The sequence below is a fragment of the Thalassotalea sp. PLHSN55 genome (assembly GCF_052030545.1).
In the GTDB taxonomy this organism is placed as follows: domain Bacteria; phylum Pseudomonadota; class Gammaproteobacteria; order Enterobacterales; family Alteromonadaceae; genus CANMXU01.
Genome location: NZ_JBPDIH010000004.1, coordinates 316,937 through 333,541, shown reverse-complemented (window position 1 = coordinate 333,541; position 16,605 = coordinate 316,937). Strand labels below are relative to the sequence as shown.

The following is a 16,605-nucleotide window of genomic DNA, read 5'->3' as shown; positions in this document are numbered from 1 at the left end:
AATGGAGTTTACCGAGTCAGTTATTAATCAATATCTGGCTGATTTTCTGCTGCCATTATTTCGTGTTTCGGCGCTCATCATGACCATGGTTGGTTTTGGCGCACGTACCATTCCGATGCGGGTGAAATTCTTTTTGTGCTTAACGGTAACGGTTGCCATTATGCCAGCCATTCCGCCAACGCGCGTTGATAATCTATTTTCGTTTGCCACCTTCTTGTTAGTGGCTGAGCAAACCATCATTGGCATAATGATCGGCTTTGTCACCATTTTAGTGGTTGATACCTTCACCTTGGCCGGTCAAATTATTGCGATGCAAACCGGTTTAGGTTTTGCTTCATTAGTAGACCCCGCCAGTGGCATGAATGTACCTGCGGTTGGTCAGTTTTTTCTGATTTTATCTTCGTTATTATTTTGGGCGATGGACGGCCATTTAGCGTATTTGCAATTTGTTGCCGCAAGCTTTGATACTTTACCTATTCCACTTGAAAGCTTTGACGCAGTTAAATTTAAAGAGCTGGTCTTATGGGGCAGTTGGATGTTTGCTACCGCACTTTCACTAGCACTAGCGCCACTTACGGCGATGTTACTGATTAACTTTTCGTTTGGTATTATGACGCGCGCCGCGCCGCAGTTAAATATTTTTGCCATTGGTTTCCCTATTACGATGTGCTCAGGTTTACTGATCATGTGGTTAACCATGGGCAACTTTATGACGCATTTTGAGCTACAGTGGCAACGCGCATTAGACTTTAGCTGTTACCTGATTGATTGCGGGGTACCTTAAATGGCAGAGTCTGATAGCGGTGAACGCAGCGAAGAACCCACGGCGAAAAAACTTTCCGACGCCCGAAAAAAAGGTCAAATAGCACGCTCGAAGGAACTCGGTACCATGTTTGTCCTGGTTGGGACTGCGGTCGCCATTGTCATTGTTGGTGATTTTCTCGTTGATGCCATGTCTACAATGATGAAGCGTTTATTTAGTCTGAGCCGAGCAGAAGCCATGGATATTCACGCCTTGTACAATGTGGTGCGCGGCAGTATAGGGCAAATTGTTGTTCCGATGATGTGGATTTTCTTTATTATTATTTTTGCAGCATTTGTTGGCAATACCATGCTTGGTGGTATGAGTTTCTCGTGGGATGCCATGAAACCCAAAGCAAGTAAATTGTCACCAATTGCCGGCTTTAAACGCATGTTTGGTGTGCAAGCAGCGGTAGAGTTATTAAAATCGTTAATGAAGTTTTTTGTGGTATTTATCGTCGCCTTTTTACTGCTGACCAGTTTATTTGATCAAATATTAGGCTTAAGCCTTGAAGCCATACCGCTTAATTTTGCCCATGCGGTAAAACTGTTACTGGGCATGTTTATTACGCTGAGTTTATCGCTGATTATTATTGCCATTGTTGATGCGCCATACCAAGTATGGAATCATAATCGACAGCTAAAAATGACTAAGCAAGAGATTAAAGACGAACATAAAAATACGGAAGGTAGCCCTGAAATTAAAGGACGTATTCGCCGCACTCAATATGAAATGTCGCAGCGACGTATGATGTCTGAAGTGCCGGAGTCTGATGTGGTGATTACCAATCCGACTCATTATTCGGTTGCGTTAAAATACGACGCCAAAGTTGGCGGAGCACCTGTAATGGCAGCCAAAGGGATTGACCAAATGGCGCTGCATATCCGCACTATTGCTAAAGAGCATAATATTGAGATTATTCAATCGCCAGCACTAGCGAGATCGCTTTATTATACGGCCGAGGCTGGTGACGAAATACCTGAAGAATTATTTGCTGCTGTCGCGCAAATATTGGCGTTTATTTACCAATTAGAACAGCATAAAAAAGGTCGCGCTAAAAAACCTATTCCGGTTGCTAAAAACTTACCCATCCCAGAAGACTTTCGCTATTAACTAAGTTAGTTATCAATTTCGCTGATATCCGGTTTGCTGTTAATTTGAACACTTAAATTGATTAGCTCTTACTTTGGTCTGGTTTTTGCTGATTATCAGTTAGTGTCAAAAAAACGTTGTAGATAAAACATGCAATTAGCCGGTTATTTTAATCAGTTTAATAAAAACAAAATGTCTTATATATCAGGGATTGGTACGCCATTTTTGGTAATGGCTGCTTTAGGTATGGTCATTCTTCCCATGCCGGCCTTTTTGCTCGATATTTTATTTTCATTCAACATTGCTCTGTCGTTAATTGTTTTACTTATCACGGTTTACACCCTAAAACCGCTCGAATTTGGCTCTTTTCCCGCGGTATTATTAATTGCAACCATATTGCGTTTAGCCTTAAACGTAGCCAGTACCCGTGTGGTATTACTTGAAGGTCATGAAGGCCCTGATGCTGCAGGTAAAGTTATTGAAGCATTTGGCTCGGTGGTTATTGGCGGTAACTACGCAGTTGGTTTAGTTGTTTTCTTAATTCTTATCATTATTAATTTTATCGTGGTTACCAAAGGTGCGGGGCGCATCTCTGAAGTAACCGCACGTTTTACCTTAGATGCCATGCCAGGTAAACAAATGGCAATTGATGCCGACTTAAACGCTGGCTTTATTAATGCTGAAGAAGCACGTGAGCGCCGTAACGAAGTGACCAGTGAAGCGGATTTTTATGGTTCTATGGACGGTGCTAGTAAATTTGTTAAAGGTGATGCTATCGCCGGTATTTTAATTTTATTTATTAATATTATTGGCGGCTTCATTATTGGCATGGTTCAGCACGACTTAAGTTTTGATGAAGCGGTTGAGATTTATACTTTATTAACCATAGGTGATGGTTTAGTTGCACAAATTCCTGGCTTGTTGTTATCGGTGGGTACGGCGATTGTGGTTACTCGTCAAAATACCTCACAAGATATGGGCGAGCAGGTTAGCAGCCAGTTAGGTCAAGAAAAGTCGTTGTACATTGCTGGTGGTGTGATGTTTGTGATGGGCGTTATTCCGGGCATGCCACATGTTGCGTTTTTATTGTTTGCTTTTTTAATTTTTGGAATCGCATTTTTTGGCAGCAAATATAAAATTGCTAAAGCGAAAGAGATTGCTGATAAAGCACAAATAGCGCAAGTTGAAACCCAGCAGCAAGAAGCTGAAGTTAAAGACTTAGGTTGGGACGATGTTAACCACGTTGACATTATTGGTCTTGAAATTGGCTACCGCCTTATTCCGTTAGTTGATAAATCCCAAGGCGGTGAATTATTAAACCGCATTAAAGGTGTACGTAAAAAGTTATCACAAGAGTTCGGTTTTTTGGTACCCGCTGTGCATATTAGAGATAACCTCGATTTAGATCCCAATACGTATCAAATATCACTGATGGGGGTAACTGTCGGTGAAGCTGAAATTCGTCATGACCAAGAGCTAGCCATTAACCCAGGCCAAGTGTTTGGTAAGTTAGAAGGAAATGCAACCAAAGACCCTGCTTTTGGTTTAGATGCGGTTTGGATAAACAAAAACCAACGAGAACATGCGCAATCTTTAGGTTATACCGTGGTTGATTGCGCTACTGTGCTGGCAACGCATTTAAGTCAAATTCTTACCAATAATGCCGCACAATTATTGGGTCACGAAGAAGTTCAAAACCTACTAGATATTCTCGCTAAAAACTATCCGAAACTTGTTGAGGGCTTAATTCCAGATCTATTGCCGTTAGGTAGTGTGGTAAAAGTTTTACAAAACCTAATGAACGAAGGTGTTGCGGTACGTGATATGCGCAGCATAGTTCAAACGTTGGTTGAGTATGGTGCTAAGAGCCAAGACACCGATATATTGACCGCTGCAGTGCGTATTACGTTGCGTAAATTTATTATTCAGGAACTCGTTGGCCCTGTCTCTGAAGTACCCGTCATTACTTTGTCACCTGAGCTGGAACAAATGTTGCATCAGTCTATGCAAATGGCAGGTGATGATGGCGCTGGCATAGAACCAGGATTAGCTGAGCGTTTACAGAAGTCGTTAACCGACGGGGCTCAGCAGCAAGAAATGGCAGGTGATACACCAATATTGTTAACGTCAGGAATTTTACGTTCGGTGTTAGCAAAATTTGTTAAGTACACGATTCCGGGTTTACGGGTAATTTCTTACCAAGAAATTCCAGACGACAAACAAATTAAAATTGTTAGCGCTATTGGTCAATAACATACGAATTAGCAAGTTGATGTCACTATCAACAACAAGAAAGTTAGCTGAAAAGCACTAAGGGGTTATAAGTGAAAATTAGACGTTTTGTAGCCAAAGACATGAGAACTGCGCTTTTACAAATAAAAGAAGAGCTAGGCGCTGATGCGGTAATAATGTCGAACAAAAAAATCCCTGAGGGTGTCGAATTAATGGCGGCGGTTGATTATAGCCAATCGGTTAGCGAAGGCGACGCTGAAGCACCTAAAAAGCCTGTTTCTCCTGAGCCAAGTATTATGATCAAGCGCAGAGTTAATGAAGACAAAGTAAGCCTTAGCCAAACGCCAAAGCAACCGTCTATTACTGAACAAGTGGCTCAGCCTGAAAATACTGTGCCAGCAAATGATAGTTTATCAGCGCTACTTAATCGAAAAATTCAGCAAGCTCCTGTACAACCTAGTGCAGAAGTGGCAGAGAATAGTCATCAAGTTGCTGCTCAAGAAGATGATATTGAAGCGCAATTTAAAAGCTTTACTGAGCGTTTGCAGCAATCTGCACCGTCTGCGCCACACAGCGCTCAACAACGCAGTACCCAACAACAAAATGCGCAACCACAACGTACTACAGCAACAGCGCAAAGTGTTGACCATAACCACCTTTCAGATGACTTACATTTTCAAGCCCCGATTAATGACATGCCAGATGCAATGAACATTGGAGTAGTAAATCAGCACAATGCTGATGAAATGGCACAAATGAAACAAGAAATGGCGTCGATTCGTCAATTACTGGAACACCAGTTATCGGGCTTAATGTGGCAAGATATGGCACAAAAAGATCCGTCTCGTGCGTTATTAGTTAACCGTATGATGGCGTTAGGACTGACCGAACAAGTCGCTGATCAAATAGCCGGTTATGTACCTAATCATATCGACGAGCAAGACAGTTGGGAGCAAGCACTCGCGCTTGTGGCTGAGCAGTTAAATACTACTAATAACGACATTATCCAGCGTGGTGGTGTTGTCGCTTTAGTTGGACCTACCGGGGTTGGTAAAACCACAACTGTGGCAAAATTGGCTGCGCGATTTGCCCAAATTCATGGCGCGGATCAAGTCGCGATGATTTCTACCGACAGTTATAGAATTGCAGGTTTTGAGCAACTGGTCACTTATGGTCGTATTATTGGCTGCCAAGTAAAACTTGCGCAAGACAATCAAAGCTTAGATGCATTGCTGCAACAGTTTAGCCAAAAGAAATTGGTGTTAATTGATACTGCAGGCATGGGACAAAGAGATATGCGCTTAGCTAATCACTTGTCAACGTTGATCACTAATGCCAGAGTTAAAATTCGTAATTATTTAGTATTATCAGCTAATACCCAACAACGGGTTATGCAAGAAAATGTAGAAAGATTCAAAAAAGTGCCGTTATCAGGCTGTATTTATACCAAACTTGATGAAAGTTTAAGTGTTGGTGAAATAATTTCCACTTCGATCCAAAATGGTTTACCTATTGGTTATCTTACTGATGGACAAAGAGTTCCAGAAGATATAAAAGTTGCAAATGCTGTCAAGTTGGTTACTCTTGCAGATAAGATGTCTGCAAAAAATTCAATGAGTCAATCTCAAGGGTGGAATAATGTTTCACCGAGTGCGATGAATGTGGCATAACACTTTTGTTTGTAGGTAATATAAGTTAGTTTTGCGTATACTTTTTTCTGCGTTTGTAAAGTAGAGCAAGGCTTTTTGAGAAGAATATAAATGATAGATCAAGCAAGTGGCTTAAGAAAAATGAATCAAGCACATAAAGTTAAAGTCATAGCCGTTTCAGGTGGTAAAGGTGGAGTAGGTAAAACTAATGTTTCATTAAATACTGCTATTGCACTTGCCCAACAAGGCAAGAAAGTGTTGGTATTAGATGCCGATTTAGGCTTAGCAAATGTTGATGTTATGCTTGGCCTTAGAGTTCAACGTAACTTATCGCATGTGATGTCTGGCGAATGTGAACTTGATGATATTATTATTGAAGGCCCCGCAGGAATAAAAATTATTCCGGCAACATCTGGCACGCAAAGCATGGTGGATTTAACCCCATCAGAGCATGCGGGCCTGATACGTGCTTTTAGTGATATGCAGACCGAATTCGATGTGCTAATTGTTGATACTGCGGCTGGCATTTCTGACATGGTATTAAGTTTTACCCGCGCAGCTCAAGATGTATTGTTAGTCGTTTGTGACGAACCAACCTCGATTACCGATTGTTATGCCTTGATGAAGTTACTCAGTCGCGATCATGGCGTTTATAAATTCAAAGTCGTTGCCAATATGGTACGTAGTGCGAAAGAAGGGCAACAGTTATTTGCCAAACTATCTAAAGTTACCGACCGATTTTTAGATGTAGGTTTAGACTTAGTTGCCGTTATTCCATTTGATGAAAACATCAGAAAGTCGGTACGTAAACAACAAGTGATTGTAGAAGCGTTTCCAGATTCTCCTGCTGCACTCGCTTTTCAAGACTTAGCCGCTAAAATTGGTTTATGGTCAATTCCTCATCAACCATCAGGGCACTTAGAGTTTTTTATTGAGCAATTATTAGATAATTAGTTTTGATTGTTTAACCCTGTGCGAAAAAACTAAAAGAAGACAACAAGCGGAGCTAATGTGGTTAAAGCCAATGCTTACAGTACTAAAACCGATATGAATGTGCTTATTGAACGTCATAGTGTTTTAGTCAAAAGGATCGCTTATCATTTACTTGCACGTTTACCTGCAAGCGTTATTGTTGATGATTTAATTCAGTCAGGCATGATTGGGTTGTTAGAAGCAGCTAATAATTTTGATGCAACCAAAGGGGCAAGTTTCGAAACGTTTGCCGGCATTAGAATTCGCGGTGCAATGTTAGATGAAATGCGTCGTGGCGACTGGACTCCCCGTTCAGTTCATAAAAATAGTCGTATGATTTCCGAAGCGATTAACCTCTTAGAGTCAGAACTTGGACGTGACGTAACCGATATAGAAGTTGCTGAAAAACTTGACCTTTCTTTAAATGAATACCATCATATCTTAAGTGAAGTTAATGCCGGTAAAATTATCGGTATTGACGATCTCGGCGTCAGCGAAGATATTTTAGGTCAATCTGATGATGAAGAAAAAAACAATCCGTATTACAATATGGAACAAGTTGTTTTCAAAAAATCACTGTCAGATTGCATTTCTGCTTTACCCGAGCGTGAAGCTTTAGTACTGTCGCTTTATTACGATGAAGAATTGAATTTGCGTGAAATAGGTCAAGTACTTGACGTAAGTGAGTCGAGAGTCAGCCAAATTCACAGCCAAGCAATGCATCGCTTAAAAGCCCGTATGCAATCGTGGCAAAGCTAAGAATATCAATAATCATAATAAATTGATCAAAAACAGAAAAATGCGCAGAAATTTATTTTGATTGGTATAAACTATAATTAAACAGACCTTTAGAATGTTCTCACCGGAGGGTGCCTTGGATAAAAATATGAAAGTACTTGTTGTTGATGATTTCTCAACAATGAGACGTATAGTGAAAAATTTATTACGTGATTTAGGGTTCACCAATATTTCAGAAGCTGACGATGGCAGCACTGCACTACCTATGTTACAGGGTGGTGATTTTGACTTTGTAGTCACTGACTGGAATATGCCTGGAATGCAAGGTATTGATTTGCTAAAAGCAATTCGTGCTGATGCCAGTCTTGCTCATATACCGGTTTTAATGGTTACCGCTGAAGCGAAAAAAGAGCAAATCGTTATGGCAGCGCAAGCAGGTGTAAATGGTTATATTGTTAAACCTTTTACTGCAGCAACATTAAAAACTAAACTCGATAAAATTTTCGAACGTTTAGGGTAATGTTTTTTTGCTTAAAATAATAAGGGTATAACATGGCAATGTCATCAAAGTTTCATGTTTCTTTAGAGCAAGCAAAACAGCTAGTAGAGTTTTTAGAAACTGGCCAACAAGAAAAAGCAGATGAGTTAATTGCTGAAATTCAAAACCCAATAAATTCGGAGTTGTTTGCAGAAATTGGTAAGTTAACGCGCCAATTACACGACTCGTTAATGAATTTTCAATTGGACTCACGCTTGAATGATTTGGCAACAGCTGATATTCCAGATGCTAAAGAACGCTTGAATTACGTTATTGCGCGCACGGAAGAAGCGGCGAACAAAACCATGGATGCAGTCGAGTCAATTTTCCCTGTTGTTGATAATATTCAGCAACAAATTGCTTCGGTAAACCCACTTTGGTCTAAGCTAATGAATAACGAGCTTGAATTACCTGAGTTTAAAACCTTATGTCATGATATTGACTCTTTGCTGATAACGACAAACAAAGAAACTGCTCAAATGCATACGTTAATGACCGATGTTCTGATGGCTCAAGACTTTCAGGATTTAACTGGGCAGGTTATTCGTAAAGTTATCGACTTGGTTAGAGAAGTTGAAGACAGCCTAATTGGAATGTTAACGGCGTTTGGTATTTCTTCAGATCAAGCTCAAGGGCAAGTGAGTACCCCAAAAGTGGGTGATAACTTGGTTGAAGGGCCAATTGTTAACAAAGATGAAAGAGATGATGTTGTCGCGGATCAAGATGATGTTGACGACCTTTTATCGAGTTTAGGATTTTAACGGGAGTTGCTGAATGTCTTTTGAAGCAGATGAAGAAATTCTTCAAGATTTTTTAATTGAAGCAGGTGAAATATTAGAAGCGCTTTCAGAGCAACTCGTTGAACTCGAAAACGACCCTGATAATTCTGATCTACTTAATGCTATTTTCCGAGGCTTTCACACGGTTAAAGGTGGTGCAGGCTTTTTAGGGCTCAATGAATTAGTCGACGTATGTCATGGCGCAGAGAATATTTTCGATTTATTGAGAAACGGCCAACGTTCAGTTAATTCAGAACTTATGGATATTATTTTACAGGCCCTTGATACTGTAAATGATATGTTTGTCTTAGTACAAAACTCTGAACCGTTAGAAGCCGCTGACCCAGAGTTATTAGCAGAGTTGCATCGTTTAAGTCAGCCAGAAGGTGCAGAAGAAGCAGCGCCAGTTGCTGAAGTTGTTGAAACGGTTGTTGAGACGCCTGTTCAAACACCGGCTGACGCAACACCTGCGTCTAACTCGTCTGATGAAATGACAGAAGATGAATTTGACCGTTTACTTGATGAATTACATGGCAGTAAATCTCCAGAATCTGCTCCTTTCGTATCAGAGCCTGCAGCAACAAGCTCTGACAGTAATGAAATTTCAGATGATGAATTTGAGTCTTTATTAGATGAATTGCATGGCCAAGGGGCGTTTTCAGCGGATGTTGCAACTAGTGCTCCTGCGCCAACTGCTAATAATTCTGACGAAATTGATGATGACGAATTCGAGAACTTGCTTGATCAACTTCACGGTCAAGGTAAAGGCCCTCAATCTGCACCTAAAGCGCCTGCTCCTAAGGTAGAACAGCCAAAAACCGCCGTACCTGCACCCGCTGCAAAAGCTGCAGCACCGGCTAAGCCTGCGGCAAAACCTGCAGCAGCTAAAAGTAAAAAGCCAGCTAAACCAGCAGCAACGCCTCAAGGTGAAACGACAGTTCGTGTTGATACTAAGCGCTTAGATCAAATTATGAATATGGTTGGGGAGTTGGTATTAGTTCGAAACCGATTAACCACGTTAGGCATGACCAAAGAAGATGAAGAGCTGACCAAAGCTGTGTCAAACCTTGACGCTGTCACTACAGACTTGCAAGGTGCGGTGATGAAAACCCGCATGCAACCGATTAAGAAAGTCTTTGGTCGCTTCCCGCGTGTTGTTCGAGATCTAGCTCGTAGTTTAAATAAAGAAATTAAATTAATTCTTGAAGGTGAAGATACCGATTTAGATAAAAACCTTGTTGAGGCATTAGCTGACCCGTTGGTGCATTTGGTAAGAAACTCTGTCGATCACGGTATTGAAGAGCCTGATGCTCGTGAAGCCAATGGTAAACCGCGTGAAGGTACCGTTGTGCTATCCGCGTCGCAAGAAGGTGATCATATTCTGCTTACTATCAGAGATGATGGCGCAGGTATGAATGCAGAAAAATTAAAGTCTATCGCCATTGAACGCGGAGTTCTAGACGCAGATACTGCGGCAAGAATGCCAGATTCAGAAGCATTTAATCTAATTTTTGCGCCAGGATTTTCAACCAAAACCGAAATCTCTGAAGTTTCAGGGCGCGGTGTTGGCATGGATGTTGTAAAAACCAAAATTACGCAATTAAATGGTGCGGTTAATATAGATTCTGAGTTAGGCGTTGGTACCGTATTAGAAATTAAAGTACCGCTTACCCTTGCGATATTACCTACCTTAATGGTTGAAATTGGTGAGCAAACTTTTGCATTGCCACTGGCAGCAGTAAATGAAATTTTCCATTTAGATTTAACCAATACCAATATGGTCGATGGGCAATTGACAATTATTGTTCGTGAAAAAGCAATCCCTTTGTTTTACTTAGACCAGTGGTTGATCAGAAACTACGTAGATAAGCCTAGAGACAAAGGCCACGTTGTTATAGTACAACTTGGCAACCAGCAAATAGGTTTTGTTGTTGACCGACTTATTGGCCAAGAAGAGGTGGTTATTAAGCCTCTAGATCGCCTGCTACACGGTACTCCTGGTATGGCAGGGGCAACGATTACCAGTGATGGCGGTATTGCACTAATTATTGATGTTCCTAACATGCTGAAATATTACGCCAAAAAAGCAGTCGTAAACAAAAAACTGCGTTAAGCAGAGATGGTTTACTAAGTTAGTTATGTTGTTTGAACAGAAAGGAAAATAAATGGCCTACAAGGTTTTAGTGGTTGATGATTCCAGTTTTTTTCGACGCCGTGTTACTGAAATTATTAATCAAGATAAGAATCTTGAGGTTATTGATGTGGCCGTTAATGGCATAGATGCTGTTGAAAAGGCGGTCGCATTAAAGCCTGATGTTATTACAATGGACATTGAGATGCCATTACTTAATGGCATCGAAGCTGTAAAGCAAATCATGGCGAAATCGCCTACCGCTATTTTGATGTTTTCTTCGTTAACTCACCAAGGAGCGCGTGCAACCTTAGATGCACTCGATGCTGGCGCGTTAGATTTTCTGCCGAAAAAGTTTAATGAAATCGCTAAAAATTCTGAAGATGCAGGTAGCTTGCTTAGACAACGTGTTACCCAGCTGGCAAGGCGAAAAGGCTTTGCCGTTCGCAAGCCTGTAGCTAGAGCTTCTTCGTTAACTCAACCTGTAACCACGAGATCTACTGATCATAAAAAAGTGGTTAAACCTGCGCCAACGGCAGGTGCCACTAAATCGTCGGCAAACTTTAGAAGCTCCGGAAAAAAATACAAATTGTTGGCGCTAGGTACGTCAACTGGCGGCCCTATTGCATTGCAAAAAGTACTAACAAAACTTCCCGCAGATTTCCCTCTGCCCATTATTATGATCCAACACATGCCCGCTGCATTTACCAATGCTTTTGCTAACCGTTTGAATACATTGTGTAAAATTTCGGTAAAAGAAGCTGAAGATGGTGATGTATTAAAACCAGGTTGTGCTTATTTAGCGCCAGGTGGTCGTCAAATGATTGTCGATGGTACAGAAAATGCAGCGAGACTAAAAATACTGGAAGATAATTCTGAACGAATTGCGTTTAAACCCAGTGTTGATATTAGTTTCGGCTCTGCTGCTAAAATCTTTAACGGATCAGTCTTAGCAGTCGTGCTGACCGGTATGGGTTCTGATGGTAGGGAAGGGTCTAGAATGTTAAAAGGTAAAGGTGCCACTATTTGGGCACAAGATGAGCAATCATGTGTGGTTTATGGTATGCCGCAAGCGGTAACAGTGGCAGGGTTAAGTGAACTCTCACTCGATATTAATGATGTTGCACCCTCGGTGTTAAAGGAAATTAACCATGGATAAGCTAAGTCTTGCCGGACTTATTATTGCTTTTCTTGCGGTTTATATTGGTTTTAGTTTAGATGGCGGCGGTATTGCTGCGTTATTTGAATTACCTGCATTTATTATTGTCTTTGGCGGTACATTGGGTGCCGTAATGTTGCAGTCGTCAAAAGAGCAGTTTTTTCACGCAATGACACTCCTAAAATGGGTGTTTTATCCGCCTAAATATGATGTTGAGCAAGGAATTGAAAAAATTATTTCTTGGGCTGAAGTCGCGCGCGAGTCGGGTTATTTGGCACTTGAAGATACTGCGGCTGACGAAGAAGACAGTTATACCAATAAAGGTTTGAATCTTCTAGTTGATGGCGTAGAAGTTGACAATTTTAAAGTTTCATTAGAATTGGATCTTGAGTTATACCGCGAGCATAACTTGCGTTCAGCCAATATATTTGAATCAATGGGCGGTTATAGCCCTACAATCGGTATTTTGGGCGCTGTGTTGGGGCTTATACATGCGATGGGCAATTTAACCGATCCTAGTATGCTTGGCCAAGGTATTGCGACTGCATTTGTCGCCACGATATATGGTGTTGGTTTTGCAAACCTGTTTTACATCCCGATTGCCAATAAAATTCGCAGTGTTATCCATCAGCAAACCATGTACCGCGAAATGATGCTAGAAGGGTTGGTATCAATCGCTCTCGCTGAGAATCCACATGCTATTGAAAACAAACTGTCGGCTTTTAGGCTAAAAGAATGACTAGGATCCGCAGAAGAAGACACACAGTTGAGCAAGATAATGTGCATCGCTGGCTAGTGTCTTATGCTGATTATATGACCTTATTATTTGCGTTATTTGTGGTTTTATATGCAATGGCAATGGTCAATGAAAAAAAGTTTGAAAGCATTACCGAATCAATTGGCAAAGTATTTCAAGCAGATAAAGATAAGCCAAAAAATCGCGGCCATGGCGACGATATTTTACCGGTTAATCGCTCTAAAACGACTAAAGCGTTATACGGAAATCACATCTTAGATCAAGCAGGGCCAGAGCTGGTCGACGGCGAACCCGTATTATCGAATGTTGAAAATAGTGAAGTTGGTACTAACTTAACGTCACTGGAAAAAGAATTACACACAGCCTTATACGATGTTATTGAGTCAGGGTATGCGCAATTACAAATTGACGGTGATTGGCTTGAAATAGAGCTTAATAGTGGTTTGTTATTCCCAAGTGGCTCAGCGTCGCCAACCAACGCCGCATCGGCAATATTGGCGGTTATCTATGAAGTTATTGGCTCTGCCACAAACTATATTCGAGTAAGAGGCTATACTGATAATCAACCGATAAATAATGAAATATTTTCGTCAAATTGGGAATTGTCAGTTTATCGTGCCACCGCGATTTTACACTTACTTGAAGATTTATCATTAGATTCTGCAAGAATGGCGATTGAAGGGTATGGTGAATATTACCCAAGTGCTAATAACGCAACGCGCGATGGCCGAGCGCTAAATCGTAAAGTTGTTATCGCTATTTCAAAATATGGTTTGGAAAAATCCAACCTATTAGATACACCGACGATCAGCGTAAAAGATGTTGAAGCGATTAAGAAAATAGATCCAGCTGATGAAAGTCAAGAAATTAGAGTTATTCAGTTAGAAAATGGTGGCATTAGAATTACCACGCGTAATGAAAATGAAACAGATAACTAACATTGATTAAAAACTAGGGAAATCCTTTGGTAGTTTGGACGATAGCGAATCAAAAAGGTGGTGTTGGTAAAACCACAACAACCATTTCTTTAGGCGGTTTATTAGCAGGCCTAGGTCATCGTGTCTTATTAGTTGATACCGACCCTCATGCATCATTAAGTTATTATTTTGGTATTGAATCTGAAGATTTAGAGCTTAGCGTATACGATTTATTTGTACAGGTATCAACCAAAGAGCAAATAATGCAAAGCTTATGTCCTACCGCTTATAAGAACATTGACATATTACCGGCAACAATGGGCTTAGCAACGCTTGATCGCTCTTTAGGTAGTAAAGGTGGTATGGGCTTAGTATTAAAAAAAGCCATTAACCAATTAAAAGATGAATACGATTATGTGCTTTTAGATTGTCCACCGGTTTTAGGTGTATTAATGGTTAATGCGCTAGCGGCATCAAATCGCATTATTGTGCCTGTGCAAACAGAGTTTTTAGCCCTTAAAGGTCTAGATCGCATGATGAAAACGCTGGAAATTATGCAGGGAGAGCAGGAAAAGCAATTTAACTTTACCATAGTGCCGACCATGTTTGATAAGCGTACCAAGGCATCATTACTTGCGTATAAGAAATTACAAGAATTGTACCCTGAAAGTGTTTGGCAAGGGGTGATCCCGATAGATACCAATTTCAGAAATGCCAGTGTCGCACAAAAAGTTCCCTCTGATTATGCCAATTCGTCTCGTGGTGTCTATGCTTATAATAGTTTGTTAACGCATTTGATTAAAATGCAATCGGTGAAAAAGTAAATGTCAAAGTCTTTAGCGGCAAGTAAAACGTTAATGAAAAATTATCTGTCGGAATTACTGACAGAAGATGAGCCCTTGCCAGAAGTTAAATCATCAAGACCAGTAAAAGAAAAAGTCGCCGACGAAAGTAAGCTTGAAAAGCTTTTAGAAACAGTAAGCGTACCTGTCGTTGAAGCAAAGCCGGTAATCTCTCGCAAATCTACCAATATTGAACCGGTCGCAAAAGAAACCATAGCAACACCGGTAATAGCTAAAGAGCCCATCGTTGCTGAAAATACCGTTTTAGAAACGAAAAAAAGCAAAGCTCAAAGCATAGTTGAAAAAGGAAACGATTATAGAAAAGGTAGTTTTCAAGCGATGTTTTTCGATGTCGCCGGTTTAACGGTTGCGGTGCCATTAATCGAATTAGGTGGCATTCATAATGCAGAAAAAACCAACTCGTTAGTTGGAAAACCTGATTGGTTTAAAGGCGTTATGGTGCATCGAGAAGAACAAATTAATGTGGTTGATACTGCACTTTGGGTTATGCCAGAGAAATGCGATCAAGCATTAAAAGAATCACTAGACTATAAATACGTGATTATGTTGGGTAGCAGTCAATGGGGACTTTTAGCTGAAAACTTAATTGATACCGTTACTCTAGAGCAAGAAGACGTAAAATGGCTCGCACAGGGGGGAAGGCGTCCTTGGCTTGCTGGATTAGTAAAAGATCGTATGTGTGCCTTGCTAGAAGTTGATGCTTTTATTCAGCTATTAAACGATGGCTGCAATGTAAATCAGATCTAATCTCAATAAAAACGAATTTAATTGTACTAATAAGTTGATAAAACAAGATATTCGTTAAATAATTAGCGAGTAGAACAAATAAAATATAAGAGGCAAGCTGTATGTCTGACGAAAGACGTAATGCAAGTGGTGACAACGATGAAGTACTTCAGTGGGTCACTTTTAAACTAGATAGTGAAACCTATGGCATCAATGTAATGCAAGTGCAAGAAGTGCTGCGTTATACTGAAATTGCCCCGGTTCCGGGCGCGCCGTCTTATGTCTTAGGGATTATAAATTTACGCGGTAATGTTGTTACTGTAATCGATACTCGCTCTCGTTTTGGCTTAGTATCAACCGAGGTTACCGATAATACCCGTATTGTGATTATTGAAGCGGAAAAACAAGTTATTGGCATATTAGTCGATAGCGTTGCAGAAGTGGTTTATTTAAAAGCTTCTGAAATTGATATTGCACCAAATGTTGGCAACGACGAAAGTGCTAAATTTATTCAAGGCGTATCAAACCGAGAAGGTGAGTTACTGATCTTGGTTGATTTAGATAAGCTTCTTTCAGATGAAGAATGGGATGAATTAAAACAATTTTAGTTGTTTTTAATTTCCTTAAAGCCTGCACAGTCAGGCTTTTTTTATGAGTAGGATACAAGAATGTTAACCACACCATTAATTGTACTTGTTGCGGTACTGTTTTTTTTACTGGTTTTGTCGGTTGTTGTATTTTATTACAAAAAAATCTCTCACCAGTTAAGCCTATTTCAAACTGAACTTTCGTCTAATCAATTATTTATTGACGAATTACAATTACGTTTGTCAGCCGAAGTCGATAAACAACAAAAACAAAGTGAAGAACTAAAAGACCTTGGTCTTGAAAATCAGCAGGTAACCAAGCAATTAGAGCATCGAATTAAAGTTATTCAGCAGCAACAAACTCAGCTAGAACAACTGATTAGCCAAATTGAGCAGCAACAACCTGAAGATAAACTTTACAGCCGGGCGTCTAAACTGGTTGAGCTTGGTGCTGATATTGAAGAAATTATGCGTGAGTGTGATATACCAAAAGCTGAGGCGGAAATGTTAATATCAATTCACCGCAATCGTATTAAAAGCTAGCTTTTACTCGCAACATCATTTGTCACGCAATAATTTAGTGAATTAAAAGTGGTTATCAACTAAGTGATAACTTGCTATTGTATGCGTCGAAAAATTTATGCGTGTTTTGCAAGGAAAGAA

The 16,605-nt window shown here is 40.4% G+C and carries 16 protein-coding genes; all 16 read left to right on the top strand.

The genetic code is table 11. From position 1 onward, the window contains the following. Position 1: 1 nt before the first annotated feature. The 16 genes from fliR to ACRRSQ_RS09920 all read left to right on the top strand — a co-directional run bounded on the left by fliR (position 2) and on the right by ACRRSQ_RS09920 (position 16,485). Positions 2 to 784, top strand: coding sequence for a flagellar biosynthetic protein FliR (gene fliR / locus ACRRSQ_RS09995; protein WP_440875592.1), 783 nt, complete (start codon positions 2 to 4; stop codon positions 782 to 784). Beyond that, positions 785 to 1,915, top strand: coding sequence for a flagellar biosynthesis protein FlhB (flhB, locus tag ACRRSQ_RS09990; RefSeq protein WP_440875591.1), 1,131 nt, complete (start codon positions 785 to 787; stop codon positions 1,913 to 1,915). A 129-nt stretch (positions 1,916 to 2,044) separates the two neighbouring features. Beyond that, positions 2,045 to 4,147, top strand: coding sequence for a flagellar biosynthesis protein FlhA (gene flhA / locus ACRRSQ_RS09985; protein WP_440875590.1), 2,103 nt, complete (start codon positions 2,045 to 2,047; stop codon positions 4,145 to 4,147). Positions 4,148 to 4,218: 71 nt separating this feature from the next. Further along, the gene (gene flhF / locus ACRRSQ_RS09980) at positions 4,219 to 5,796 is read left to right on the top strand and encodes a flagellar biosynthesis protein FlhF (RefSeq protein ID WP_440875589.1); all 1,578 of its coding nucleotides are present in this window, start codon (positions 4,219 to 4,221) and stop codon (positions 5,794 to 5,796) included. A 90-nt stretch (positions 5,797 to 5,886) separates the two neighbouring features. Next, a complete protein-coding gene (locus ACRRSQ_RS09975; protein WP_440875588.1) occupies positions 5,887 to 6,729 on the top strand; it encodes a MinD/ParA family protein in 843 nt (280 codons plus the stop codon). A gap of 93 nt (positions 6,730 to 6,822) precedes the next feature. Next, positions 6,823 to 7,506 carry an RNA polymerase sigma factor FliA gene (locus ACRRSQ_RS09970; protein ID WP_440875790.1) on the top strand — a complete coding sequence of 228 codons (684 nt, stop codon included), beginning with the start codon at positions 6,823 to 6,825 and terminating at the stop codon, positions 7,504 to 7,506. 115 nt (positions 7,507 to 7,621) lie between these two features. Beyond that, positions 7,622 to 8,005, top strand: coding sequence for a chemotaxis response regulator CheY (gene cheY / locus ACRRSQ_RS09965; protein WP_440875587.1), 384 nt, complete (start codon positions 7,622 to 7,624; stop codon positions 8,003 to 8,005). A gap of 32 nt (positions 8,006 to 8,037) precedes the next feature. After that, entirely contained in the window at positions 8,038 to 8,784 is a 747-nt protein-coding gene (locus tag ACRRSQ_RS09960) for a protein phosphatase CheZ (RefSeq protein ID WP_440875586.1), read from the top strand. 13 nt (positions 8,785 to 8,797) lie between these two features. Beyond that, on the top strand, positions 8,798 to 10,915 hold the full coding sequence (locus ACRRSQ_RS09955; RefSeq protein WP_440875585.1) for a chemotaxis protein CheA: 2,118 nt from the start codon (positions 8,798 to 8,800) through the stop codon (positions 10,913 to 10,915). Positions 10,916 to 10,967: 52 nt separating this feature from the next. Further along, a complete protein-coding gene (locus ACRRSQ_RS09950) occupies positions 10,968 to 12,092 on the top strand; it encodes a protein-glutamate methylesterase/protein-glutamine glutaminase (RefSeq protein ID WP_440875584.1) in 1,125 nt (374 codons plus the stop codon). Further along, the gene (locus ACRRSQ_RS09945; protein WP_440875583.1) at positions 12,085 to 12,831 is read left to right on the top strand and encodes a flagellar motor protein; all 747 of its coding nucleotides are present in this window, start codon (positions 12,085 to 12,087) and stop codon (positions 12,829 to 12,831) included. The genes ACRRSQ_RS09950 and ACRRSQ_RS09945 overlap by 8 nt, the downstream gene beginning before the upstream one ends. After that, entirely contained in the window at positions 12,828 to 13,787 is a 960-nt protein-coding gene (locus ACRRSQ_RS09940) for a flagellar motor protein MotB (RefSeq protein ID WP_440875582.1), read from the top strand. The genes ACRRSQ_RS09945 and ACRRSQ_RS09940 overlap by 4 nt, the downstream gene beginning before the upstream one ends. 26 nt (positions 13,788 to 13,813) lie before the next feature. Then, positions 13,814 to 14,590 (top strand): ParA family protein, encoded by a 777-nt coding sequence (locus ACRRSQ_RS09935; protein ID WP_440875581.1) that lies wholly within the window; start codon positions 13,814 to 13,816, stop codon positions 14,588 to 14,590. After that, a complete protein-coding gene (locus ACRRSQ_RS09930; protein ID WP_440875580.1) occupies positions 14,591 to 15,376 on the top strand; it encodes a chemotaxis protein CheW in 786 nt (261 codons plus the stop codon). It begins immediately after the preceding gene. Positions 15,377 to 15,477: 101 nt separating this feature from the next. Beyond that, positions 15,478 to 15,963 (top strand): chemotaxis protein CheW, encoded by a 486-nt coding sequence (locus ACRRSQ_RS09925; protein WP_440875579.1) that lies wholly within the window; start codon positions 15,478 to 15,480, stop codon positions 15,961 to 15,963. A 60-nt stretch (positions 15,964 to 16,023) separates the two neighbouring features. Further along, complete coding sequence (locus tag ACRRSQ_RS09920; RefSeq protein WP_440875578.1) at positions 16,024 to 16,485, top strand: DUF2802 domain-containing protein; 462 nt, start codon at positions 16,024 to 16,026, stop codon at positions 16,483 to 16,485. The last annotated feature ends 120 nt before the right edge of the window (positions 16,486 to 16,605 follow it).